Here is a 25258-nt window from a genome sequence, read left to right on the forward strand (position 1 = left end):
CCGATGGCTCCGAAGATCGCCATGGTGCTGGCCGCCGGCCTCGGCACACGGATGCGTCCCCTGACCAACGACCGGCCGAAGGCCCTGGTCGAGGTCGGCGGCCGGGTGCTGATCGATCATATGCTCGACCGGCTGGTCGAAGCGGGCGTCGAGACCGCCGTGGTCAATGTCCACGCCTTCGCTGACCGACTGGAAGCCCATCTGATGGCCCGCCAGGCCAGGGGCCTTGGCCCGCGCATCATCATCTCCGACGAGCGCCCCCAGGCGCTGGAGACCGGCGGCGGGATCAGGCAAGCCTTGCCACTGCTCGGCGACGAGCCGGTGTGGGTGGCCAATATCGATTCCGTCTGGATCGAGACCGGCGCCCCCGCCCTCGACGCCGTCGCGGCGGCCTGGGATCCTGAAGCGATGGACGTCTGCCTGCTGCTGGCCTCGACCGCCGGCTCGCTCGGCTTCCACGACACGGGCGATGTCTTCCTGTCTGAAGATGGCGTGGTGCGCTTCAAGGACCCCGGCGAGACCGCGCCGCTGGTCTATGTCGGCGTCCACATCTGCAAGCCGGCGATCACGGCGGACGGTCCAGAGGGCCCCTTCTCGCTGCTACCGATCTGGAAGGGCCTGGCCGCTGACCACCGCGTCCACGGCGTCTCGCCCGACGGCCTGTGGATGCATGTCGGCGATCCCGGCGCGCGCGATCTGGCCGAAGCCAAACTGAAATGACCTTCAGCGGCCCTTTTGCCGATCCTTTTGGACGCGAGGGGCCGCGCTGGTTCTCGATCCCGGCACATCGCCCATTCGTGGACGACCTGGCCCGGGGCTTCCTGGCGGCGCTGGCGCACATGGGGCCCGAGGCCCTGCCCCGCGCCACGCTCTTGACCCCCACCCGACGCGGCGCCCGCGCCGTGGCCGACGCCTTGCTGGCCGCCAGCGACGGCAAGGCCCTGCTGTTGCCGCAGATCCGTCCGCTGGGCGACCTGGACGAGGGCGAGCCGCCCTTCGAGCCGGGCGACCTGGCCCTGGACCTGCCGCCAGCGATATCCTCGCGCCGCCGCCGGTTCGAACTGGCGCGGATCGTGGTGGACCACGCCGACCTCCTGACCTTCACGCCCGGCGCGTCGCAAGCCCTGGAGATGGCCAAGGCCCTGTCCGACTTCCTGGACAGCTGCCGGATCGAGGAGATCGACACCGACGGCAAGCTGGACGGCCTGGCCGATGGCGACCTGGCCCAGCACTGGCAGGTCTCGGCCAGATTCCTCAAGGCGGTGTTGGCCGCTTGGCCAAAGCGCCTGAAGGACCTGGGCCTGATCGACGTCGCCGACCGTCGCGTGCTGCTGCTGCGGGCCCTGGCCAAACGCTGGACCGAACATCCGCCGACCGAGGTGCTGGTCGCCGCCGGCTCGACCGGCACCGCCCCGGCCACCGCCGACCTGTTGCGCGTGGTCGCCGCCGCCCCGCTGGGCGCGGTCGTGCTGCCGGGTCTGGACGAAGACCTGGCCGAAAGCGCCTGGGACAAGGTCGGCGAGCAGCATCCGCAGGGCGCCATGCGCCGCCTGCTGGACCGCGCCGGCATCACCCGCGCCGATGTCCGCCCGTGGTTTCCCGAGAGCGACAGCCGGGGCCGCTGGCGTCGGCGCATCGTCAACGAGGCCCTGCGCCCGGCCGAGGCCACCGCCGACTGGCTGGCCCAGATCGAGAGCCTGCGCGCCGAGGCGCCCCAGCTCGACCCGGTCGCCGAGGGCCTGAAAGGCCTGTCGCTGATCTCGGCCCGCACCGAAGAAGAGGCCGCCAGCGCCTGCGCGCTTCTCCTGCGTGAGGCTCTGGAGACTCCGGGGCGGACCGCCGCCCTGGTCACGCCCGATCAGACCCTGGCCCGCCGCGTCACCGCCCGCCTGGTCCGCTGGGGCGTGATCCCTGACAGCTCGGCCGGCGCCCCTCTGGCCGCCAGCCCAGCCGCGATCCTGGCCCAGCACCTGGCCGGTCTGGTCGTTGATCCGCTGGACCCTGTCCGCATGCTGGCCCTGGCCAAGCATCCGCTGGTTCGGTCGGACGATGATCTGGAAGCCTCGACCACACTGGAGCTCAAAGGCCTGCGCGGTCCCGCGCCCCGCTCGGTGGAGGGTCTGCTGTCCAGGCTGGACGCGCACCCCGCCGCGAGGGCCCTGGCCCAGAGGCTGCTGGCGGCCGTCGCCCATGCCGGCTCGCCCTATACCGACGACCGCGCTGCGCCCTCGAAAGCGGCCCTGGCCCTGACCGAGGCGCTGGAGACCCTGACCGGGCCTGACCGGCTGTGGATCGGCTCGGCCGGCGAATGTCTGGGCGGCCTGCTGTCGACCCTGATCGAGGATGGCGTCGTCCTGCCCGAGGCCAGCCCCCGCGCCTTCGCGGATATTCTCGACCGTCTGGTCAATGAGGAGACTCTACGGGTGGGCGGCGCCACGCATCCGCGCTTGCGTATCCTGGGGGCCATCGAGGCCCGGCTGGTGCGCGCGGACCGCCTGGTGCTGGCGGGGCTGGAGGAAGGCATCTGGCCGCAGGGCGCGCCGATTGATCCGTTCCTGTCGCGGCCGATGCGCGAGAAACTGGGCCTGCCGCCGCCCGAGCGCCGGGTCGGCCTGACCGCCCATGACTTCGCCCAGGCCGCCAGCGCCCCGGACGTCATCCTGGTCCATTGCGAGCGGCGCGGCGGCGCGCCGGCCGTCGAGTCCCGCTGGCTGTGGCGGCTGAAGACCCTGGCCGGCGGCGCCGGCCTGACACTGCCCCAGCGCCAGGACGCCCTGGACTGGGCCCGCGCCCTCGACGCGCCGGGCGCCTATGCGCCCTATCCGCGTCCGGCCCCCACGCCACCGGTTGAGGACCGGCCGCGCAAGATGGCCGTCACCCGCGTCGAGGCCCTGACCCGCGATCCCTACGCCGTCTGGGCGCGCGATATCCTCAAGCTCTACCCGCTGGAGCGCCCCGACGAGCCGGTCGAGGCCCGCGCCCGGGGCACCGCAATCCATGCGGCCTTCGAAAAGTTCGCCGAGCAGCATCCGGGGCCGGTCCCCGCCGACGCCCCGGCCATCTTCGAGGCGCTCTATATGAGCGAGCTCGTGTCAGCCGGCATGCCGCCCACGGCCCTGGCCCGCGAGCGGGCCCTGGCCAAGGAAGCCGCCGCCTGGGTCGCCGACTGGGAGCGCCAGCGCCGAGCGGGCGCCGAACGGATCATCGTCGAGGCCGAGGGTGTGCTCGCCTTCGACATCGGCGGTCGCGAATTCACCCTCACCGCCAAGGCCGACCGCATCGAGCCTACCCGCGACGGCCTGGCCCATATCCTCGACTACAAGACCGGCGCCGCGCCGTCGAAGAAGCAGGTCGAGACCGGCTTTTCACCGCAGCTGACCCTGACGGCGGCCATTCTGCTGAACGGCGGGTTCAGGGACCTTCCGGATCGCAAGCCGGGCGACCTGACCTATGTGCGCGTCACGGGCCGCAAGCCTGCCGGTCTGGAGGAGGTGCGCGTCGCCGCCGCCGACAGCGAGCATGCCGCCTTCCAGGCGCTGGACGGCCTGCGCACCCTGATCGGCCGCTACGATGATCCGGCCCAGCCCTACCGCTCGCGCACCGCCCCGCAGTTCGTGAAAGACCACCCCGGCGACTACGCCCACCTGGCGCGGGTGTTCGAATGGTCGACCAGTGGCGACGACGGGGAGGGTTCGGAGTGACCGTCCTTCCCGACTATCAACGCCTCGCCGCCGACCCGGCGATCAGCGCCTTCGTCACCGCCAATGCCGGCTCGGGCAAGACCAAGACCCTGATCGACCGGGTGGCGCGCCTGCTGCTGGCCGGCTCAACGCCTGAAGCGATCCTGTGCGTGACCTACACCAAGGCCGCCGCCGCCGAGATGCAGCGGCGGCTGTTCGAACGGCTGGGCGGCTGGTCGGTGACCGCCGACGCCGCCCTGCGGGCGGAACTGGCCCGGCTGGTCGGCGAACCGGAGGCGCATTTCGACGCCGCGAAGCTCTCGGACGCCCGCGCCCTGTTCGCCCGCGCCCTGGAGACGCCGGGCGGCCTGAAGATCCAGACCATCCACGCCTTCTGCGAAAAGCTGCTGCGGCGCTTTCCGCTGGAGGCCGGGGTGTCGCCCGGCTTCACGGTGATGGACGACTCGGCCTCGGCCGCCGTGGCCCGGGCCGCGCGGCGCACCGTGGCGACCTATGTCGACACCCATGCCGACGTCTATGCCGACGCCTATGCGCGGTTCTCGGTGGCGCTGGACTTCGCGGCCTTCGAGTCGATGTTCGGCACGTTCGAGATCCGGCGCGGCGCGATCGCCGACTACATCGCCCGGAGCGGCGGCCTCTCGGGGGCGATCGACGACGTCTGGCGCGTCTGCGGCTTCGCCGAGCCGACAAGCCCCGAAGCCATCGCCGCCGAAGCGATGGCCGAACTGGACCCCGACCTCTGGGAAGCCTGCGCCAGCGTCCTCGAATCCAGCGGCAAGGTTCGCGACACCGAGCACGCCGCCCGGCTGCGGGCGACCCTGGCCACGATGGCCTTCGACGACGCGCTGACCGCCCTGTTCACCGACAAGGAAGAGCCGCGCAAGCACCTGCAGACGACCACGACCTTCAAGGTCCGGGAGGATCTGCGCGAGGCGCTGCTGGAGGAGACCGACCGGCTGTCCTTCGTGCGCCAGCAGGTTCGCGCCGCCGGCGTGGCCCAGGATACGTCCGGCGCCTTGCGGCTGGCGGCGCTCTACATCTCGGCCCACGCCAACGAAAAGGCCGCGCGCGGCGCGCTCGACTTCGCCGACCTGATCGAGCACGCCAAGGTGCTGCTGACCGAAAAGGTCGATGCCGCCTGGGTGCTCTACAAGCTGGACGGCGGCATCGACCACATCCTGCTGGACGAGGCCCAGGACACCGCGCCCGAGCAGTGGGCGATCCTGGAGGCCCTGACCAACGACTTCTTCGTCGGGGCCGGAGCGACCGGCTGGCGCAAGGGCCGCGACAACCGCACCCTGTTCGTGGTCGGCGACCAGAAGCAGTCGATCTATTCGTTCCAGGGCGCCGACCCGGCCCGCCTGCTGATCGAGACGCAAGGCTATATCGCCCGTATCGCCGACGCCGGGCGCGAAGGCTCGGCCGTGCCGCTCAGCGTCTCCTACCGCTCGACGCGTGAAGTGCTGAGCTTTGTCGACGCCCTGTTCGAGGTTCCCGAAAACCGCCTGGGTCTGATGCCCACCGGCGGCGACCTGGAGCCGCACCAGGCCTTCCGCACCGACGGCCCCGGCTGCGTCGACCTGTGGCCCCTGACCCGCGAACGTCCCGGCGAAGAGCGCGACGCCTGGGAGGCGCCGCTCGACGCAGAGACCGAGCACAGCGCCAACCGGCGGCTGGCGGAATCTATCGCCGCCGAGATCGCCGGCATCCTGGCGCGCGGCGACGAGGTCCACGACAAGGATCTGAAAATCCGCCGCGCCGCGCATGCCGGCGACATCCTGATCCTGGTGCGGCGGCGCAAGGTGCTGTTCGAGGAGATCATCCGGGCCCTGAAGCGGCGCGGGGTGCCGGTGGCCGGCGCCGACCGCCTGTCGCTGTCGGCCCACATCGCCTTCGACGATCTGCTGGCGCTTGGCCGGTTCGTGTTGTTCCCAGACGACGATCTGACCCTGGCCGCCCTGCTCAAGAGCCCGTTCTGCGGCCTGACCGACGACGACGTCTACGCCCTGGCCAGGAGCCGCAAGCCGCGAACCCTGTGGGCGACGCTGTCGCTGCGGGCGGACGAAGACCCGCGCTGGACCCACGCCAGCGATCTGCTGGCCTGGGCCTTGGTCGAGGGCCGCAAGCGCCAGCCGTTCGAGTTCTTCGCGACCCTGCTGGGCAAGGCCGACGCCGCAGGCCTCTCCAACCGCGCCAAGGTCCTGACCCGTCTGGGCGGCGAGGCCGACGAGGCGCTAGACGAGTTCCTGGCCCAGGTCATGGACGCCGAGCAGCGCAATATCCGCGACCTGGAAGCCCTGGTCGCCGACTTCGCGGCGCTGGACATCATCGTCAAGCGCGAGATGGAAGGCGCCCGCCGCGAGGTACGGGTGATGACCGCCCACGGCTCCAAGGGTCTCGAGGCGCCGATCGTCTTCCTGCCCGAGACCACGGTGAAGCGCGGCGCCGGCGGCTCGCCGCTGCTGGCCACCGAAGAGGGCGGCGTGTTGTGGTCGACCGGCAAGAGCGCCGACTGCGCGGCCTCGACCCGGGCCCGCGAACTGCGCGACGAGAAGGAGGCGCAGGAAGCCCTACGGCTGTTCTATGTGGCCCTGACCCGGGCGCGGGACCGGCTGGTGCTGTGCGGCCGGATCGATGCGCGCACCAAGGACGAAAATGTCGGCGGGTGGTACGCGGCGGCCCGGGCGGCCTTCGCCCATCCGGCCATCGCGCCGAACGTCCACGAGATCGGCGACCCCGACGCGCCGATCCTGCGCTATGGGCCCGATCCCCGGACCCTGCCCAAGGAAACCCTGACCGAGATCGTCGCCGCGCCCCTGCCCGCCTGGGCCTTGGGTCTGGCGACGCCTGAACCCGCCACCGCCCGCTATGCCGCGCCGTCACGGATCGAGGACGAGGCCGACAGCCGCGCGCCGGCCCCTTCGCCCCTGGCCAAGGTCGAGGGCCTGGGCCGCTACCGGCGCGGCGAGATCATCCACCGCCTGCTGCAGATCCTGCCCGATGTAACGCCGGCCGAGCGTCGCGCGGCCGGTCAGCGGCTGCTGGCGGCGGAACGCGACCTGTCCGACGACCAGCGCCTGGAAATGGCCACCGCCGCCTTCGGCGTGCTGGAAGACGACCGTTTCGCCGCCGTGTTCGGTCCCGGCTCGCGCGCCGAAGTGGCCCTGGCCGGGACCAGTCCGCTCCTGCCCAAGGGGCTGGCGATCTCGGGCCGGGTCGACCGGCTGGTGGTGACGCCAGAGCGCATCCTGGTGGTCGACTACAAGACCAACCGCCCCGCCCCAGCCACCATCGAGGACGCCGATCCGGCCTATCTGGCCCAGATGGCGGTCTATGTGGCGGTGCTGCGCGAAGTCTTCAAAGACCGCCAGGTCGAGGCCGCTCTGGTGTGGACGGACGGCCCCAAACTGATGCCGGTTCCAGAAAAGGTGATGTCTGACGCCCTGCGACGGATCGGCTAGGCCGTTGCCGGGAGGCTGGCCGCCTCCTACATCTTCTTCAAGCGCTCGCGGACGACTCGCGGGCTTTGTTATTTTCGCGCTGGCTCAGACCAGCGCCCTGATGGAGCAAAACCGATGAGCACCGTGACGGTGACCGACGAATCCTTCGAACGCGACGTGCTGCAGGCCGAAGGCCCCGTACTTGTCGATTTCTGGGCCGAATGGTGCGGCCCCTGCAAGCAGATCGCCCCGGCCCTGGAGCAGATCTCCGAGGAACTCGCCGACCACGTGACCGTGGCCAAGGTCAATATCGAGGACAGCCCCACGACCCCCTCGCGCTACGGCGTGCGCGGCATCCCGACCATGATGCTGTTCCGTGGCGGCCAGATGACCTCGATGAAGGTCGGCGCCATGCCCAAACAGAAGATCCTGGAATGGCTGACCGAGGCTGGCGTCCAGCCGGCCTAGGTCTTTCCGCCCAGACCGAGATCCAGCCGCCCATCCCGCCATGCGGGGTGGGCGGTTTGGTTTCGTGGCCTACTTCTTGGCAGACGTCACGATGAACGGCGAGACCGAGGCCGGCGCTGCCTTCTTGTCGGCCTTCGGTTTGCGGACTTCCTTGTTGGACTTCTTCTGACCCTTGGCCATGGGCGGCTCCTGCCAGGACGGGCGCGCCTGCCGGGGATGTCCAGCGGGCCGAGCCGCCCTATCGGCGTGCCCCAGCCATACGCCCGCTGAGGCCCGCGCCCAAGCTCTGGTTCAGGTCGGCCAGGTTTCCGGGCTCATCGCCAGCACTTCGCCAGCCAGATACAGCGAGCCGCAGATCAGCACGTGCGGGGTCGGCGTCAGGGCCAGAGCCTTGCCCAGAGCGTCTTCGAGACCGTCGCAGGCATGAGCCCGCAGGCCGGCCAGCTCGGCGGCGGCGGCGGTCTGGGCGGCGGACGCGGCGGCGTGACCTTCGAAGGTGACGGTGAAGACCTGCGGCTTCAGCGACGCGAAGGGCGTGAAGAAGCCGGTGGCGTCCTTGTTGGCCAGCAGGCCCGAGATCAGCGCCACAGGCCGTCCATCGCGCGCCGCCAGATCGCCCAGCGCCCGGGCCACGGCGGTTCCGGCATGGGGATTGTGGCCGCCGTCCAGCCACAGATCCGCGCCCGCCGCCTTGGCCGTGTCGGCGAGCGGGCCGGCCGTCAGTCGCTGGAAGCGCGCCGGCCAGACCGCGCCGGCGATTCCGGCGGCCATGGCGGCCTCGTCGATGCGGGGATGGTTCAGGGTCAGCAGGGCGGCGACCGCGAGGCCGGCATTGGCGAACTGATGCTCGCCCGGCAGGGACGGCGCGGGCAGGTCCAGCAGGCGATCCTGCATCTGCACCAGCAGGCGGCCGCGCTCGTTCCAGGCGTCGAAGTCTCGGCCCATGACGACGGGCTCGATCCCGGCCAGGGCGGCGGCGGTGTCGATCACATCCTCGGCCTCGCGCCACTGGCGGGCCGAGACGACGGGCGCATCGGGCTTGATGATCCCGGCCTTCTCGGCGGCGATCTCGCCGATGGTGTCGCCCAGGAACTCACGGTGGTCGATGTCGATGGGCGCGATCACGCTCAGCGCCGGCGTCACGACATTGGTCGCGTCCAGCACTCCGCCCAGCCCGACCTCGATGATGCACAGATCGGCGGGGGTTTCGGCAAAGGCGACCAGGGCGGCGGCCGTGGTGATCTCGAAGAAGGTGATGGGCAGGCCGGCATTGGCCGCTTCGACCCGGGCCAGCACATCGGCCAATTGATCGTCGGTGATCAGGGCCCCGGCCAGGCGGATGCGCTCGGAAAAGCGCACCAGATGCGGCGAGGTGAACACATGGACCCTGAGGCCCGCCGCCTCGGCCATGGCCCGCAGATAGGCGACCGTCGAGCCCTTGCCATTCGTGCCCGCCACGTGGATCACCGGCGGCAGTCGATCCTGCGGATCGCCCAGCGCCGCGCACAGTCGCCACATCCGGTCCAGCGACAGGTCGATCAGCTTGGGATGCAGGGCCTGCAGTCGCGCCAGGGCGGCGTCGTGGACGCGGAGATGGTCGGTCAAGATAAGGCTCAGGCCGCCTTGCGACGCCCCATCATCAGGGTGGTCAGGATCGAGCCCAGCACGGCCGGCAGCTCCTTGCGCGGCGTGACCCGGTCGACCATGCCCTTTTCGACCAGATATTCCGAGCGCTGGAAGCCCGGCGGCAGGGTCTCGCGGATGGTCTGCTCGATGACGCGCGGACCGGCGAAGCCGATCAGGGCGCCGGGCTCGGCCAGATGCACGTCGCCCAGCATGGCGTAGGAGGCGGTGACGCCGCCGGTGGTCGGGTCGGTGAGGACCACGATATAGGGCAGGGCCGCGTCCTTCAGTTCGTTGATCGCCAGGGTCGTGCGGGCCATCTGCATCAGCGACAGCGCGCCTTCCTGCATGCGGGCGCCGCCGGCAGCGGTGAAGGCGATCAGCGGAACGTCGCGTTCCAGGGCGGCGCGGGCGGCGGCGACGAAGCCTTCGCCGGCGGCCATCCCGAGCGAACCGCCCATGAAGGCGAAATCCTGGACCAGCACGACGGCCTTGGCGCCGCCGACCACGCCGTGGGCGATAGCCATGGCGTCCGGTTCGCCGGTCGCCTTGCGGGCCGCGATCAGGCGGTCCTTGTAGGGCTTGCCGTCCGAGAAGTGCAGCGGGTCTTCCGGCACGGTCGGGGTCGGCAGGGTCTCGTAGACGCCGTCGTCGAAGGTGAACTTGAAGCGGGCTTCAGGCCCGATGCGCATATGGCGTCCGGCCGGAGTTACCCACAGGGCGGCTTCCAGGTCGGAGCGGAAGATCATTTCGCCCGTATCGGGGCATTTGACCCAGAGGTTCTCGGGCGTCTCGCGCTTGGAGAAGGCGCCGCGCACCCCGGGGGCGATTCGCGAAAGCCACCCGCCGCCGCGTCGGCCTTCAGCCGAGGCCTTTGATTTGTCGCCCTTTTTCGGGTCCTGGGGTTCAGCCATAGCCATAGCCTTAAAGCCTCACTTCGTTCCCGACTCGCGCCGATCGCACAGCCTTAGCCAGCTCCGACGCCTTGAGAAGAACCTTCTCGGTCACGTTTTCGTTCAACTGCGCGGCCGATTCAATTTCATCCACAAGCGCCGAGCCGACCACGGCGGCGTCGGCCACGCGGGCCACGGCGGCGGCCTGATCGGGCGTGCGGATGCCAAAGCCGACCGCCACGGGTAGGCCCGAAGCCTTGCGAAGTCGTTCAACAGCGGGCGCCACATCGGCGGCGTCGGCCGACTTCACGCCGGTCACGCCGGCCACCGAGACATAATAGAGGAAGCCCGAAGTGCGGCGCACCACCATCGGCAGGCGCGCATCGTCGGTGGTCGGGGCGGCCAGACGGATCAGCGAGATCTGCTCGGCCTCCAGGGCGTCCGACAGCGGGTCGGCTTCTTCGGGCGGGCAATCGACGATGATCAGGCCGTCGACGCCGGCCTTGGCGGCGGCGGCGGCGAAGCTTTCGAAGCCGCGGTTCAGCACCGGGTTGAGATAGCCCATCAGGATGACCGGGGTGTCGGCGTCGCCTTCGCGGAAGGCGGCGACCAGATCCAAAGTGCCCTGCAGGGTCATGCCCGAACGCAGGCCACGCTGGGCGGCGCGCTGGATGGTCGGGCCCTCGGCCATCGGATCGGAGAAGGGAAAGCCCAGCTCGATCAGGTCGGCGCCGGCGGCCGGCAGGCCCTTGAGCACGGACAGCGTGGTGGCGGCGTCGGGATCACCGGCCATCACATAGGTCACGAAACCGGCGCGGTTCTCGGCCTTCAGCGCCGCGAAGCGACGGTCGATACGGTCTTTGGTCACGCTGGTCTCAGTCCTAGATCTTGCGCCCGAGGGCCTCGGCCACCGTGAAGATGTCCTTGTCGCCGCGACCGCACAGATTCATCACGACGATCTTGCCCTTGCCCAGCTGCTGGGCGATCTCGCCGACCCGGGCCAGGGCGTGGGCCGGTTCCAGGGCCGGAATGATGCCTTCAAGCGTCGAGCACAGCTGGAAGGCCGCCAGGGCCTCTTCGTCCGTGGTCGAGACATATTCGGCGCGGCCGATCTCGTGCAGGAACGAGTGCTCGGGGCCGATGCCCGGATAGTCGAGGCCGGCCGAGATCGAGTGGGCGTCGATGATCTGGCCGTCATCGTCCTGCAGCAGATAGGTGCGGTTGCCGTGCAGCACGCCAGGACGGCCGCCGGTCAGGGAGGCGGCGTGCTTGTCGGTGGAGACGCCGTGGCCGGCCGCCTCGACGCCGATCAGGCGCACGCCCTCGTCGGCCAGGAACGGATGGAACAGGCCGATAGCGTTGGAGCCGCCGCCGATGCAGGCCACGACGGCGTCGGGCAGGCGGCCTTCCATCTCCAGGATCTGCTGGCGGGCCTCGATGCCGATCACGCTCTGGAAGTCGCGGACCATCACCGGATAGGGGTGCGGGCCGGCGGCGGTGCCGATCAGATAATAGGTGTCATGCACGTTGGTGACCCAGTCGCGCATCGCCTCGTTCATGGCGTCCTTGAGGGTGCCGGTGCCCGAGGTCACCGGACGCACTTCGGCGCCCAGCAGGTTCATGCGGAACACATTGGGCTTCTGACGTTCGACGTCGGTGGCGCCCATGTAGACGACGCAGGGCAGGCCGAAGCGGGCGCAGACGGTGGCGGTCGCCACGCCGTGCTGACCCGCGCCGGTCTCGGCGATGATCCGGGTCTTGCCCATGCGCATGGCCAGCAGAATCTGGCCGAGCGCGTTGTTGATCTTGTGCGAGCCGGTGTGGTTCAGCTCGTCGCGCTTGAAATAGATCTTGGCCCCGCCGAAGTGCTCGGTCAGGCGCTCGGCGAAATACATCGGGCTGGGACGCCCGGCATAATGGGTATTGAAGCTCTTCAGCTCCTCCTGGAAGGCCGGGTCGGCCTTGGCGGCGGCGTAGGCCTTGCCCAGGTCCAGCACCAGCGGCATCAGGGTCTCGGCCACATAGCGGCCGCCAAAGCCGCCGAAGCGGCCTTCCGCGTCGGGATAGGCCGAATAGTCGTTGGGCTTGGAAGGGGCGTTCACGAGATCATCCAAAGGCTGGGCAGAGCTACACGCGTTTGACGGCGTCAAGAAACGCCGTGATCAGAGCGGGGTCCTTTAGGCCGGGACCGCGCTCCACGCCAGAGGAAACGTCCAACAGCGGAGCCCCCGATACCCGGATGGCGTCGGCGACGTTCCACGGGTCCAGCCCGCCGGCCAGGAAATGCGGACGTGAAAATCGCCGCCCCTGCAGCAGGGTCCAGTCGAAGCGTGCGCCGGTGCCGCCGGGCAGGACCGATCCTTCCACGGGCCGGGCGTCGAACAGGAACTGCTCGGCCACGGTCTCGAAGGCCCGGGCCTGGTCAACGTCAGACGATGACGAGACCGAGAGGGCCTTGATCACTCCGACGCCCGAGCGCTCGGCGATCTGGCGGACCCGGGCGGGGGTCTCCTTGCCGTGCACCTGGATCAGGTCGGGCCGCATCGTCGCCATCAGGCGATCGATCAGCACGTCATCGGGATCGACGGTGACGGCCACGGTTTTCACCGGCCCGCCGCGAACCGGCGCGACCAGCCGGGCCGCGGCCTCGGGCGTCAGGTTGCGGGGGCTTTTCTCGAAAAAGACGAAGCCCAGATAGGCCGCGCCGCCCTCGACGGCCGCGCTGACCGCCTCGGCGGTCGACAGGCCGCAGATCTTGACGCTGGTCTTGAAGGGCGAACTCATGGGCGGGAGGTACGGCGCGGGCGTCCCGGTGACAAGTGCCCGCGCTGGGGCCCGCGCCGTATCGGCCTAGTGCGCGTGGCCGGCGTGGGCGTCCTGAACGGGGACGCCGGCCTTCCAGACGAAGCCTTCGCCCGCCGCTTCCACCTTGCCGACCCCCGGGAACGGGAAGTGGGGCGAGAAGATCAGGCCGCCGCTGGCGCTGAGGGTCTTGAGCAGGGCGATCCGGCTGGCGGTGGCGACGGGGGCGTCGCGGTCGAACTGGATCACCCAGTCGGGGCGAGCCAGGGAGACGATCTCGCTATGGGCAGTGTCGCCGATATCCAGCAGGGTCTGGCCGCCCGAAGCGATCTCATAGCCCACATGGCCCGGGGTGTGGCCCTTGATCGCCACCGTCCGAACGCCCGGGAACAGCGTCGCGTCCGGCTCGAAGGTTTTCACCTGGGCGGCGATGGCCTCGACCAGCGGCTTCATCGGCGCCTGGCCCTGCAGCGAGGCCCATTCGGCGCTGGCCATGCGGATCGTCGCCTTGGGGAAGGCCGACTTGCCATCGGCGCCGACCAGGCCGCCGATATGGTCGAAATGGCCGTGGGTGATCAGCACGTCAGTGATCTGGTCGGGGGTGACGCCGGCCTTGGCCAGGCTCTGGACCAGGACGCCCTTGGCCCCCACGCCCAGACCCGTGTCGAAGAGGGCCAGGTGACCGGGCGTCTTCACCAACAGGGCGTCGACGCTCAGCGTGATCTTGTCGCCGGGCGCGCCGGCCTTGGTCAGCACCTGGGAGACCGCTTCCGGCGTGGCGTTGATCGCGAACACCTTGCCGTTGTTGGGCGCCTCGAACCCGGCGTCGCGCAGGGCGGTCAGGGTGAAGTCGCCCAGCTTGAAGCTCTGGGCTTCGGGGGCGATGACCAGGGGCGACTGGGCGGCCGCGCCGTGGGCGGCGGCCAGGGCGGTGGCGGTGAGCAAGGCGGCGAGCAGGCGCTTGGGCGGCATGGGACGTCTCCGGGAAACTAGCGTTCTAACTGGGGTCTTGCCGATGCGGCGCAAGGGCCGGCGAGCCCGCCGCCGTTTGACCGGGCGCAAGGGGCTCGACGGGCTCGGACAGCCGGGCCTGCATCGAACAGACCAGGCCGCCGGGCTGGAATTCCATCCTCGCCTCGCCCTTCAGCTCGCCGCGCAGGCTGCGCTCGATCAGCCGTGAGCCGAAGCCCCGGCGGGTGGGGGCCACCACGGGCGGTCCGCCGGATTCGGTCCAGGTCAGGGACAGGCCGCGCGTCTCCGCGTCATAGGCCCAGGCCAGGGCCACCCGGCCGGCGGGGGTCGAGAGCGCCCCGTATTTCAGGGCGTTGGTCGCCAGCTCGTGGAAGATCAGCGCCATGGTCAGGGCCCCGCCGGGGGCCAGCCAGACCGGCGGCCCCGCGATCGTGGTCCGGGCGGCGGCCTCGAACGGCGCCAGGGCCCGCTCGGCCACCTCGCGCAGATCGGCCCCGTTCCAGCTTTCCCGGGTCAGCACGTCATGGGCCTGGGACAGGCCCAGCAACCGCGACTCGAACTTCTCGAAGGCCACCAGCGGATCGGGCTCGTTGCGCAGGGTCTGGGCGGCCATCGACTGGACGGTGGCCAGGGTGTTCTTGACCCGGTGGTTCAGCTCGTTGATCAGCAGCCGCAGCTTGTCCTGGTGCGAATGCTGTTCGGCCTCGACCCGCTTGCGGGCCGAGATGTCGGAAATGATCACCACCAGATAGGGCGGCTCGTCGCCCCGCTGCACGCGCGACACCGTCAGGTGGATCCAGATCAGGTTGCCGTCGGCCCCCGAAACGATCTGGCGCTCGGCGACGAAGCTGTCGATCTCGCCGGCCAGCAGCGCCCGGGCCTGGTCGACCGCCGCCGAACGGTCCTTTTCCGGGGCCAGGTCGCGGAACCGGCCGGCCAGCAGGGTCTGGCGGTCGCGCTGCACGATGGCGCAGAAGCGGTCGTTCATCTCCAGGAAGGCGCCGTCGGCCATGACCCGCGCCACCCCCATGGCCGCCTGGTCGAACACGGCGCGATATCGGGCCTCGGCGGCCTCCAGCTTCATCCGCGCCTCGACGGTGGAGGTGACCACCTCGGTGTACAGCACCAGCCCGCCGACGGCGCCGTCATCGGTGCGCCACGGGGCCATCGACCAGCGGATCCAGTGCACCTTGCCGTTGCGGTCGACATAGCGGTCGCCCTCGTCCTCGCGCAGCTCGACCCCCTCGTTCAGCACCCGGGCGTGCAGGTCGCGCCATTTCTGGGGAATCTCGGGGAAGACCTCGTAATGGGCCCTTCCGATCAGCGGCATGTCGGCCGGCAGGTCCTGGTCGGTCAGGAACTGATGCGAGGCGGCCAGATAGCGCATCTGGCGGTCGAAGATGGCGATGCCCATCGGCGCGTGCTTGAGCGCCACCGCGACGCTGGGCGAAACCAACAGCAGGGCCGCGTCCTGACCCGAACTCGACTCGGCGCCGACCGGGGCCGGCGATCGCGCGGCCATGCTGCCTCTCCTGCGTTCCCCGACAGGCTAGCGGCGAGGGACGCGCGAGTCATGATGAAGAAACACCTAAGGAGATCAAATCCGCGTTCGCGAGGATCATCCGGGGCCGGACATGGCCAGACGACCTCGCGCTGTCGCTGCGAGGGCGGTGGGAAGGGTCGCGGAGCGTCCGGACCACGTCCGGAGATGAAATAGAACTAACCGTTTCGACGAAGCCGTCCGCTCCGCGTAACCGTTTTCCGAAAGCGCTTCCGGCTCGGCGGTGTTCTCGCCTCACCCTCGACGCCTCCGACGGGCGGACCGGAGAGCGACTCCCGTCCGGACCGCAAGCCTTTCAGCCCGCCTGTTGCTCGCTCGACCCTCGTGGTCACGTCGTTTCTGTGTTCCAGGGCCGACCGCCGCCAGAGACCACGAGGTTGGCGGTTTTCACCCGCCATCGATTGAGCTGCCCGCTCGATCACCCCCCGCCGCCGCAATGGTCGCTGGCCGCGCGCCCTTCCCGTGCGGCGAGGTGGGTACAGAATACGGGAGGTTTTACGGGGGCTGCGTCGATTGTCTGGACGCCCATACAAGTCCTCCCCCTAGCGGGGGAGGCGATCGCGTAGCGATCGGAGGGGGAAGTGCTGCTGAATCAATGCGGTGTTCCCCCACCGGCCTCCGGCCGCCTCCCCCTTCAGGGGGAGGACTTGGGGCCTCTATCCCCGCGCCCGTCAGAGGATGGCGCGATCCTGATCCCCGTGATGGCCAAACCTGGCGCCCGGATCGAAGACTGATGGATGGCTTTTTCGCCCTTCTCCCCTTGCGGGAGAAGGTGTCAGCCAAAGGCTGACGGATGAGGGGTCGATCGCCCTGTCGGCGCGGAGCCCGGCCTGTCCGCCGTCGCGGCGGTCCGGCTCTTCAACCCCTCACCCGACCCGCTTCGCGGGCCACCCTCTCCCGCAAGGGGAGAGGGAAAGAGCCCGCCAGCGGCGAAGCCGCGCCTTAAAACCTTGGAGGCGAGCCTGCTCCGTCTGAGGGTCTCGTCAAGGACCGCCTCTGGCGGCCGCGTCGCGGCGACGCTCCGCGTCGTCCTCGTATGATGGACAAGCGGTCGGATCGTGAGGTTTGATCGCCGTGTGGCCGGTAGCCCGTCGTTCGTCCCTGCGACCAGATCCCGTGTCAAGCTTGGGCGTCGGTCATGCGTGTTGTGACACTCCGAACAGCTGACTGAGGCGGCCTCTCGGCCGACCCCGCATGCACGAGGCAGGAGCCCATGACTTCTCAACCCATCTACGCAGGCGTCGATATCGCCAAGCATCACATAGACGCGGCGATCGCCCCCTCGGGCGATCGCCTCAATATTTCTTCGGGCGACCTGGACAAGCTCGTCGCCTGGATGGCGCGCAGGAAGCCCAGGCTGGTGGTGGTCGAGGCCACCGGCGGCTACGAGCGCGACGCCGTCGCCGCCCTCGCAGGCGCCGGGCTGGCCGTGGCGGTGGTCAATCCCCGCCAAGTCCGCGACTTCGCCAGGGCCAGCGGCCGCCTGGCCAAGACCGACCGCATCGACGCCGATGTTCTGGCCGCCTTCGGCCTGGCCATCCAACCCGAGCCGCGACCATTGCGGGACGAAGACGCCAGCGTGCTCAGAGACTTGGTCGTGCGCCGACGCCAGCTGCTGGCCATGCGCAAGGTCGAGAAGAACCGGCTGGAGATGCATCTCAGCCCAGCCGTCCGCGCCGGCGTGGAGCGCCACCTGGCCTTCATCGATGGCGAGATCAAAGGCGCTGACGATGACCTCGACCGCCTGATCCGCCAGAGCCCTGCCTGGCGCGCAGACGATGAGCTGCTCCGCTCCGTCCCCGGCGTCGGCCCCGTACTGGCTCGAACGCTCATCGCCGAGATGCCGGAGCTGGGCCAGCTCAACAGCCGACAGATCGCCGCCCTGGTCGGCGTCGCGCCCTTCAACCGGGACTCCGGCAAGATGCGCGGAACCCGCTCCGTTTGGGGCGGCCGACCCGGTGTCCGGTCCGTCCTCTACATGGCCACCCTCAGCGCCATCCGCTGCAATCCTGTTCTCAAGGTCGCCTACCAGCACCTCCGCACGGCCGGAAAGCCGCCCAAGGTCGCCATCGTCGCCTGCATGCGAAGGCTCATCGTCACCCTAAACGCCATCCGCAAATCCAGATCAGCCTGGAGCTCAGACTTGACCGCCATCACAGCTGCTTGACGAGACCCTCAGACAGAGCTCCAGTTCCACCAAGGGTTTTAGGGGGTGGTTTGATTGTGGCGCATCAATTAAGTGCCCACGCGAAGATGCGCGCGCGTCGAACGATGGGCTGTCAGGAACGGCCGAAAGCACGCTTACTGGGAACTCACATCGAAGCTTTGCCACAAGTTCACGAGTTCACCCTATCTATAGGCCTGTAAGACCTTGCCCGTTTGACGTCCGTCACAGCAGAGCGCACTAGAAAGCCATGATCGTTTATACCGCCACCGCGATTGAAGGCGCTGCCAACCTTGGGGCTGCGATCGAACGCGTATTTCCAGGAAACTACGTGCCCATCCGAGAAGGGGTTTGGCTCGTAGCTGGTACGGGCACTGCCCAAGAGATATGCGGGCAATTGGGCATGCCAGTAGCGGTAGGTGGCGCCTCGCCGGGATTCAGCGCCGTAGTTACGGTAGTGGGCGGCTACTATGGGTACGCCCCCAACAATCTATGGGAATGGGTCGCTGCCAAGCAGGCCCAACCACTTTCCCCGACCAACACAAGCCCGACGCAGGCGGCTCGTGCATGACGCCGCCAAAGTCTAAGAAACCAACCAACCCGCCCGTCAGCGCCTCCGGCCCTCCGGCCTCTTTCGCTAGCTCCACGCCCCCCGTCGATCTACAAACGGGTGGAGAGCTTCGGATGCTGGTTAAGGAGATGACCGCACTGAATGCGCGCTTTGACGCCCTCGCGAAGCCCCCGGCTTTTCGCGTGGCCGACGTCATTGGGTTGGTCGGAGCCTTCATCGCTATCGCGGTGTTCGTAATCACCCAATTTGCTCTAAGCGATCGCCTCAACCAAACCGAACAGCGCTTAACACGCTCTCAGGAACGAGTTGCGGATGATGTCGGGAAGATTCGCAGCGATGTAGCCGATCTCAGAACTCGGGCTTCAGTGCTTGAGGACCGGCGCGAGAGAATCCAGCCTAAATAGGATTTTATAATCCAAGAATGCTCAAGGATAGAACATCCTACCCTTGAGCCCCTTGAATTCTAACCCATATCCACCGGCTGATCATAAGCCGCCATCATCGCCATATTCAGAATCCGCGACACCGACGCACTCAGCGGCGTGATCTGCACCGACTTGCTCAAGCCCAGCAGCACCGGCCCGATCACCGTCGCCCCGCCCAGGCTCTGAACCAGCTTGGTCGAGATCGAGGCGGCGTGGATGGCCGGCATGATCAGGATGTTGGCGCTGTCGGTCAGGCGCATGAACGGGTAGTTGGCGCGCTTTTCGGGGTCGAGCGCCAGTTCGGGCGGCATTTCGCCCTCATATTCGAAGTCGACGTCCATCTCGTCGAGCATGGCCACCGCCTCGCGCACCTTTTCCGAGCGCAGGCCCATCGGGTTGCCGAAGGTGGAATAGCTCATGAAGGCGACGCGCGGCTTGAAGCCCAGGCGGGTGACGGCGCGGGCCGCCTCGCAGGCGATCTCGACCAGTTCCTCGGCCTCGGGCAGCTCGGTGACATTGGTGTCGGCCACGAAGATGGTGCGGCCCTTGGCCAGCACGACCGACATGCCCATGATCCGGCCGCCGGGGGCCGGGTCGATCACGCGCAGCACGTCTTCCAGGGCCTGGTCGAAGCTGCGGGTGACGCCGGTGACCATGCCGTCGGCCTCGCCATGGGTGACCATCGAGGCGGCGAAGCTGTTGCGGTCCTGGTTGATCAGGCGCTGGACGTCGCGCTTCAGATAGCCGTTGCGGCGCAGGCGCATATAGAGGGCGTCGACATAGTCGGGATTGCGATCCGACAGACGGGCGTTGATGATTTCCAGGCCGGCGGTGTCGGGGTCCAGCCCCACGACGCGCATGTTCTCGGCCACCAGGTTTTCGCGGCCGCACAGGATGGCCTTGCCGTAGCCGCCGGTCTGATAGGCGTAGGCGGCGCGGATCACCGAGGGATCCTCGCCCTCGGCGAACACGATGCGCTTGGGATTGGCCAGCACGGCGCCGGCGATCTTCTGCAGGAAGCCCGCCGTCGGGTCGAGGCGCTGGGCCAGGCCCGCGCGATAGGCGTCCATGTCCTCGATCGGCTTCCTGGCCACGCCGGTGTCCATCGCCGCCTGGGCGACGAAGGGCGGCACGTACCAGATCAGGCGCGGGTCGAAGGCCGAGGGGATGATGTATTGCGGGCCAAACTTCAGCTGGCGGCCGTGATAGGCGGCGGCGACCTCGTCGGGCACGTCCTCGCGGGCCAGCATGGCCAGGGCGTTGGCGCAGGCGATCTTCATCTCATGGTTCACGCGGCGGGCCCGCACGTCCAGCGCGCCGCGGAAGATGTAGGGGAAGCCCAGAACGTTGTTGACCTGGTTGGGATAGTCGCTGCGGCCGGTGCCCATGATCGCGTCGCTGCGGACGGCGTGGACCTCTTCGGGCGTGATCTCCGGATCGGGATTGGCCATGGCGAAGATCACCGGATTGGGGGCCATGCTGGCGATCATTTCCGGGGTGAAGGCGCCTTTCGCCGAGAGGCCAAGAAGCACGTCCGCGCCCTTGACCGCTTCAGCCAGGGTGCGCAGCGGGGTGTCGACCGCGTGGGCGCTCTTCCACTGGTTCATGCCCTCGGTGCGGCCGCGATAGAGCACGCCCTTGCTGTCGACGGCGATGCAGTTCTCGGCGCGCACGCCCATGGCCTTGATCAGCTCCAGCGAGGCGATGCCCGCCGCGCCGGGGCCGTTGAGCACGACCTTCACGTCCTCGATCTTCTTGCCGGTGATGTGGCAGGCGTTGATCAGGCCGGCGGCGCAGATGATCGCCGTGCCGTGCTGGTCGTCGTGGAACACCGGAATGTCGAGCAGCTCCTGCAGCTCGGTCTCGATGCGGAAGCATTCGGGGCTCTTGATGTCCTCCAGATTGATGCCGCCGAAGGTGATGCCGATGTTCTTGACCACCGTGATGATCTCGTCGGCGTCCTTGGAGCTGATCTCGATGTCGATGCTGTCGACGTCGCCGAAGCGCTTGAAGAGGACGGACTTGCCTTCCATCACCGGCTTCGAGGCCAGCGCGCCGAGATCACCTAAACCAAGAATGGCGGTGCCGTTGGAGATCACGGCGACCAGATTGCCCTTGGAGGTATATTCATAGGCCATGTCCGGATCGGCGGCGATGGCGTGGACGGGAACGGCGACGCCGGGCGAATAGGCCAGCGACAGGTCGCGCTGGGTGGCCATCGGCTTGGTGGGAACGATCGCGATCTTGCCGGGGGTCGGATAGCGATGGAAGGCCAGCGCTTCTTCGTCGGTGAAGGTCTTCTTCTCGGTGTCGCTCATAACCCGCGTTTCCGTCCTGCATGCCAGTTGATGGGACGAGCCGGACAATGCGGAGCGCCCTTATGAGCGGCACCGTAACGAGGGCGCCGCGCCCTCACAACCTGCGGCGCGGGATAAAAAGCCCCGCAAACGCTTGTTGGGATTGGCGTTGCGTCAACCTGGAGGGGCGGCGGCGGCGCGATCGGCGATTGACCGGACGCCGAAGAATGGGTGACTAGGCGGTCATGACAACGCCCGTGAAAATCGCCGTCGCCGGGGCCCTGGGCCGCATGGGTCAGGCCGTCGCCCGCACCCTCGACGGTCACGCCGCCGCCGTTCTGCACAGCCGCTTTGATCGTCCGGGCGCGGAAGGTGCGGGGCTGGTTGATCGCGACGTCGCCCTGACCGGCGCCGACGCGGTGATCGACTTCACCCTGCCGGAGGCTTCGGTGCTGCTGGCGGAGGCCTGCGCGGCGCGCGGGGGCCCCGCGGTGATCATCGGCTCGACCGGCTTTTCCCCCGAACAGATCGCCCGCATCGACGCGGCGGCGACCAGGATCGCCATCGTCCGTTCGGGCAACTATTCGCTGGGCGTCAACATGCTGATGGGTCTGGTGAAACAGGCCGCCGCCGCCCTGCCGGCCAGCGAGTGGGACATCGAGGTCTTCGAGGCCCACCACAAGCGCAAGATCGACGCCCCCTCGGGCACCGCCCTGATGCTGGGCCAGGCCGCCGCCGACGGCCGCGCCGTGGATCTGGACGCCGTGTCCGTCCGGGCCCGCGACGGCGTCACCGGCCCGCGCGAGACGGGCTCGATCGGCTTTTCGGTGGTGCGCGGCGGCGGCATCATCGGCGAGCACAGCGTGATCTTCGCCGGCGAGGAAGAGTTGCTGACCCTGTCGCACAGCGCCACCGACCGGGGGCTGTTCGCGCGCGGCGCCGTGGCCGCCGCTGTCTGGGCCGTGGGCAAACCGCCGGGCCTGTACGACATGCAGGACGTTCTGGGCTTCCGCCGATAGGCGTCGCGATTTAGACAGGGACCAGAGCCGGGGGGCTTGCATCCAGACCAGGACCTGATGGCCGACCCGACTCCCGATCCCGCTTCCCGCCAACGCGCCATCCGCCGGGACCGGCTGGTCGACGCCGGGCTGGAAGCCGTGTCGCTGTCGATGCTGGCCTTCATCGCCGTGGGCCTGCTGGTGCATGGCGGACGCCGCGAGATCAGCCGCGAGCTGGCCCAGAGCTGGCTGCGCGAGCGCGGCATCGACGCGGTGGTGGTGGTCGACGACCTGGACGCCAGCGGCTTTTCCGGCTCGGTGCGGCTGGGGCCCAAAAGCGATCCGATCTTCGCCGCCGACCGGATCGAGGTGGCCTATGATCTGCAGGCCCCTTGGACGCGAAGATCGGGGTCTGGCGGCCCCTTCGCCCTCGACACCCGCGCCGTGCGGCTGGTGCGGCCCCGGATCAAGGCCAGCCTGACCGACAAGGGGGGCCTGAACTTTGGCCCCCTGCAGCCGCTGATCGACGAGGCCCTGGCCTCGCCCAAGGACCCCAAGGCGACCGGCCCGGCCATTCTGGTCGAGAACGCCCGGCTGGACCTGCGCACCCCCGGCGGTCTGGCGCGGATCACCGGCGACGCCAGTCTCGACGAGGGCAAGCTGCTGCGGCTGGACGGCCGGCTGGCGCGGATGCGCTACGCCACCGGCGACCTGGTGGTCGAGGCGCGCGGCGCCCTGCTGTCGGCCCGCAAGCGCGGCGAGCGCCTGACGCTGACCGCCAGTTTCGACCTCGACGCCCTGGTCCAGCCGGATCTGGAACTGGACGACGCCCAGGGCCAGATCGACGCCGACATCGCCTATCCCGACCTGGCGAAACTGTCGGCGACCGGCCCCGCCGAGATCCGCGCCGTGCTCAAGGCCGCCTCGGCCCGCACCGGCGCGATCAGCGCCACCGACGCGGCGGCCAGCCTGGCCGTGATCGGCGCGCTGGACGGAACCCTGAGCCAGGGCCGCTTCGACGGACGGATCGTCGGCCAGGCGCGAGGCCACACCCTGCACGCCCCCGATCTCGACGCCCGCGACGTGAGCCTCGATCTCGACCTGGGCCATGTCGCCGCCTCGCGGCTGGGCCAGAAGATCGCCATCCAGGCGCGCGGCCATGTCCAGGCCGACGCCGACCAGACCCTGGCCGGCGGCGCGGCCCTGCGCGACGCCTCCGCCCGGCTGGACCTGGAAGAGTTGATCCTGTCGGCCGACCCGGCCGGCGTCGCCGTCAGCGGACCCCTGGCCGTGCAGCTGGGCGCCAACCGGCTGGCCAGCGGCGGCCTGGCCCTGAGCAGCCTCGCGGCCAACGCCCGGGGACGGGTCGGCGGCCGGCTGGACAATCCCACCCTGGTCCTGAACGGCTCTGCCGGCGCCGACAGCGGCGTCTCGGGCCCCGACGCCGAGCGGCTGGCCGGCGTGCTGTCCGACCCCGCCGACGCCCGCGCCGCCGCCCAGGCCCTGCGGACCTTCGACCTGCGGGCCCCAGCCTTCGAGCTGACCCTGCGCGAGCGCCGCACGATCCTGGCCCTGCCCCGCCCCATCACCCTGACCGCCGCCAATGACGTCCGCGCCAGCATCGCCGCGCCGCGCGGTCCGCTGCTGGACGCCCTGGCCGGCGAGATGCGCGGCGGCCTGGTCGCCGACCTGTCCGGCGGCGGCCTGCCGAGCCTGCGCCTGGACGCTCCCGACTGGCGGATGGAGGGCGGCGCCCTGAACAGTCGCCTGGTCCTCACCGGCGAGGGTGTCGACTACGCCCCGCTGGAAGGCGTGGCCGGCCGCATCGAGGGCGTGGCCCGGATGGTCGGCCCGCGCTTCAGCTTCGCCCTGGCCGGCTGCCAGCCCCTGACGGCGACGCGCGTCCTGATCGGCGAGACGCCGCTGAGCGCGCCCAAGGTCAGCCTCTGCCCGGGCGCGGGCCCGCTGCTGACGCTCAATGACGGCGCCTGGACCGCCTCGGCCCGGTTCGGCGACCTGACCGTGTCGCTCGACGAGGCCCAGGCCGCCGTCGAGGACGGCGGCGGGACCCTGACCGCGTCGGGCGCAAACGGGGCGATGCGCGCCGAGGTGCGGCTGGACAAGGGCCTGCTGCGCGACGGCGCGGAGACCCGCCGCTTCAACCCGATCAAGGCCGCCGGACGTCTGTCTCTGTCGAACGGCCTGTGGACCGGCGCCATCGACGCGACGACGCCGGTCGGCCAGCCGCTGGGCCGGATCACCCTGCGCCACGACGTGGCCCAGGCGCGCGGCCGGGCCGAGATCGACGCCGGCAAACTGGCCTTCGTGAAGGACGGCCTGCAGCCCGGCGACCTCTCGCCGATGGCGTCCTGGGCCACCCAGGCCACGGGACCCGCCAGCTTCACCGGCCTGTTCGTCTGGGACGCCGACGGCATGAAGAGCAACGGCCGGCTGGTCGCCAGCAAGCTCGACTTCACCAGTCCGATCGGCTTCGTGGCCACCCTGGACGGCGCCATCGACTTCACCAGCTTGACCCCGCTGGTCAGCGCCCCCGACCAGAGCCTGAAGATCGTCCGCATCGACAGCCTGGTGCCGCTGGAAGGCTTCGCCGCCGCCTTCAGCCTGGGCGCCGAGGCGCTGCACATTTCGTCGGCCGCCTTCGAGGCCGCCAAGGGCCGGATCTCGATCGAGCCCACCGACGTGCCGCTGGATCCGGAAAAGCCGATCCGCGGCGTGATCGTCGTGCAGCACCTGGACCTGGGCGAGCTGATCGCCGCCTCGTCCCTGGTCGAGAAGCTCCAGCTGGACGCCGTGGTCGACGGCCGCCTGCCGTTCGAGTTCGGACCCAAGGGCTTCCGCTTCCTCGACGGCAGGATCACCGCCACCCAGCCCGGCCGCCTGGCGATCTCGCGCGCCGCCCTCACCGGCGTTCAGGCCGGGGTGCAGGGCCAGGACAGCGACAGCCCCGGCGCGCCCGCCCCGCCGCCGTCTCCGGACGCGCCCGTCAACGCCATCCAGGACTTCGCCTACCAGGCCATGGAGAACCTGTCGTTCACCGCCCTGGAGGCGGGCGTCAACAGCACCGACCAGGGGCGGCTGGCGATCCTGTTCCACATCAAGGGCGAGCACGACCCCAAGGTCGCCGAGAAGGCCCGCGTCGGGCTTCTGGACCTTTTGCGCGGCAAGGCGTTCAACAAGCGCATCGCCCTGCCGGCCAAGACCCCGGTGGACCTGACCCTCGACACCTCGCTGAACTTCGACGAGCTTCTGGAAGCCTGGCGACGCGCCTATAAGGGCGAAGATCCGACAACGCCGCGTTCAGCCCCGGTTCAGCCGTGACCGA

The 25258-nt window shown here is 69.5% G+C and carries 17 protein-coding genes and 1 pseudogene; 9 read left to right on the plus strand and 9 right to left on the minus strand.

Annotated elements, in window-relative coordinates; translation table 11 throughout:
- Positions 1 to 3: 3 nt before the first annotated feature.
- The 4 genes from murU to trxA all read left to right on the plus strand — a co-directional run bounded on the left by murU (position 4) and on the right by trxA (position 7609).
- Positions 4 to 720 carry an N-acetylmuramate alpha-1-phosphate uridylyltransferase MurU gene (gene murU / locus ACW17V_RS18915; protein WP_492108831.1) on the plus strand — a complete coding sequence of 239 codons (717 nt, stop codon included), beginning with the start codon at positions 4 to 6 and terminating at the stop codon, positions 718 to 720.
- Complete coding sequence (gene addB / locus ACW17V_RS18920; RefSeq protein WP_492106578.1) at positions 717 to 3701, plus strand: double-strand break repair protein AddB; 2985 nt, start codon at positions 717 to 719, stop codon at positions 3699 to 3701. Before murU ends, addB begins: the two co-directional genes overlap by 4 nt.
- Complete coding sequence (gene addA, locus ACW17V_RS18925) at positions 3662 to 7162, plus strand: double-strand break repair helicase AddA (RefSeq protein WP_492106579.1); 3501 nt, start codon at positions 3662 to 3664, stop codon at positions 7160 to 7162. The genes addB and addA overlap by 40 nt, the downstream gene beginning before the upstream one ends.
- Positions 7163 to 7276: 114 nt before the next feature.
- On the plus strand, positions 7277 to 7609 hold the full coding sequence (trxA, locus tag ACW17V_RS18930; RefSeq protein WP_492106580.1) for a thioredoxin: 333 nt from the start codon (positions 7277 to 7279) through the stop codon (positions 7607 to 7609).
- 69 nt (positions 7610 to 7678) lie between these two features.
- Here trxA and ACW17V_RS18935 read toward each other — a convergent pair whose 3' ends face one another.
- The 8 genes from ACW17V_RS18935 to ACW17V_RS18970 all read right to left on the minus strand — a co-directional run bounded on the left by ACW17V_RS18935 (position 7679) and on the right by ACW17V_RS18970 (position 15421).
- Complete coding sequence (locus tag ACW17V_RS18935) at positions 7679 to 7789, minus strand: hypothetical protein (RefSeq protein WP_012288846.1); 111 nt, start codon at positions 7787 to 7789, stop codon at positions 7679 to 7681.
- Between the two features lie 111 nt (positions 7790 to 7900).
- A complete protein-coding gene (locus ACW17V_RS18940; RefSeq protein ID WP_492106581.1) occupies positions 7901 to 9214 on the minus strand; it encodes a bifunctional folylpolyglutamate synthase/dihydrofolate synthase in 1314 nt (437 codons plus the stop codon).
- Positions 9215 to 9222: 8 nt separating this feature from the next.
- A complete protein-coding gene (locus ACW17V_RS18945; protein WP_492106582.1) occupies positions 9223 to 10152 on the minus strand; it encodes an acetyl-CoA carboxylase carboxyltransferase subunit beta in 930 nt (309 codons plus the stop codon).
- A gap of 4 nt (positions 10153 to 10156) precedes the next feature.
- Positions 10157 to 10993 (minus strand): tryptophan synthase subunit alpha, encoded by an 837-nt coding sequence (trpA, locus tag ACW17V_RS18950; RefSeq protein WP_492106583.1) that lies wholly within the window; start codon positions 10991 to 10993, stop codon positions 10157 to 10159.
- A gap of 13 nt (positions 10994 to 11006) precedes the next feature.
- A complete protein-coding gene (gene trpB / locus ACW17V_RS18955) occupies positions 11007 to 12227 on the minus strand; it encodes a tryptophan synthase subunit beta (RefSeq protein WP_492106584.1) in 1221 nt (406 codons plus the stop codon).
- Between the two features lie 25 nt (positions 12228 to 12252).
- On the minus strand, positions 12253 to 12909 hold the full coding sequence (locus ACW17V_RS18960; RefSeq protein WP_492106585.1) for a phosphoribosylanthranilate isomerase: 657 nt from the start codon (positions 12907 to 12909) through the stop codon (positions 12253 to 12255).
- A gap of 66 nt (positions 12910 to 12975) precedes the next feature.
- Positions 12976 to 13899 (minus strand): MBL fold metallo-hydrolase, encoded by a 924-nt coding sequence (locus tag ACW17V_RS18965; protein WP_492106586.1) that lies wholly within the window; start codon positions 13897 to 13899, stop codon positions 12976 to 12978.
- Between the two features lie 25 nt (positions 13900 to 13924).
- Entirely contained in the window at positions 13925 to 15421 is a 1497-nt protein-coding gene (locus ACW17V_RS18970; protein ID WP_492106587.1) for a sensor histidine kinase, read from the minus strand.
- A gap of 433 nt (positions 15422 to 15854) precedes the next feature.
- On the opposite strand from ACW17V_RS18970, the pseudogene ACW17V_RS18975 reads away from it, so the two are divergent.
- From ACW17V_RS18975 to ACW17V_RS18985, 3 genes and pseudogenes are all read left to right on the plus strand, one after another.
- Positions 15855 to 15937, plus strand: a pseudogene (locus ACW17V_RS18975) (hypothetical protein); the annotation flags it as partial.
- Positions 15938 to 16673: 736 nt separating this feature from the next.
- A complete protein-coding gene (locus ACW17V_RS18980) occupies positions 16674 to 17627 on the plus strand; it encodes an IS110 family RNA-guided transposase (protein ID WP_492106588.1) in 954 nt (317 codons plus the stop codon).
- A 681-nt stretch (positions 17628 to 18308) separates the two neighbouring features.
- Positions 18309 to 18599 (plus strand): hypothetical protein, encoded by a 291-nt coding sequence (locus tag ACW17V_RS18985; RefSeq protein ID WP_492106589.1) that lies wholly within the window; start codon positions 18309 to 18311, stop codon positions 18597 to 18599.
- 59 nt (positions 18600 to 18658) lie between these two features.
- Here ACW17V_RS18985 and ACW17V_RS18990 read toward each other — a convergent pair whose 3' ends face one another.
- Positions 18659 to 20938 carry an NADP-dependent malic enzyme gene (locus ACW17V_RS18990; protein ID WP_492106590.1) on the minus strand — a complete coding sequence of 760 codons (2280 nt, stop codon included), beginning with the start codon at positions 20936 to 20938 and terminating at the stop codon, positions 18659 to 18661.
- Between the two features lie 224 nt (positions 20939 to 21162).
- On the opposite strand from ACW17V_RS18990, the gene dapB reads away from it, so the two are divergent.
- Together dapB and ACW17V_RS19000 are read left to right on the plus strand one after the other, a co-directional pair.
- On the plus strand, positions 21163 to 21936 hold the full coding sequence (gene dapB, locus ACW17V_RS18995; RefSeq protein ID WP_492106591.1) for a 4-hydroxy-tetrahydrodipicolinate reductase: 774 nt from the start codon (positions 21163 to 21165) through the stop codon (positions 21934 to 21936).
- Between the two features lie 57 nt (positions 21937 to 21993).
- Positions 21994 to 25254 carry an intermembrane phospholipid transport protein YdbH family protein gene (locus ACW17V_RS19000; protein WP_492106592.1) on the plus strand — a complete coding sequence of 1087 codons (3261 nt, stop codon included), beginning with the start codon at positions 21994 to 21996 and terminating at the stop codon, positions 25252 to 25254.
- Positions 25255 to 25258 lie beyond the last annotated feature (4 nt).

Source organism: Caulobacter sp. FV2ye17ST (genome assembly GCF_058680955.1).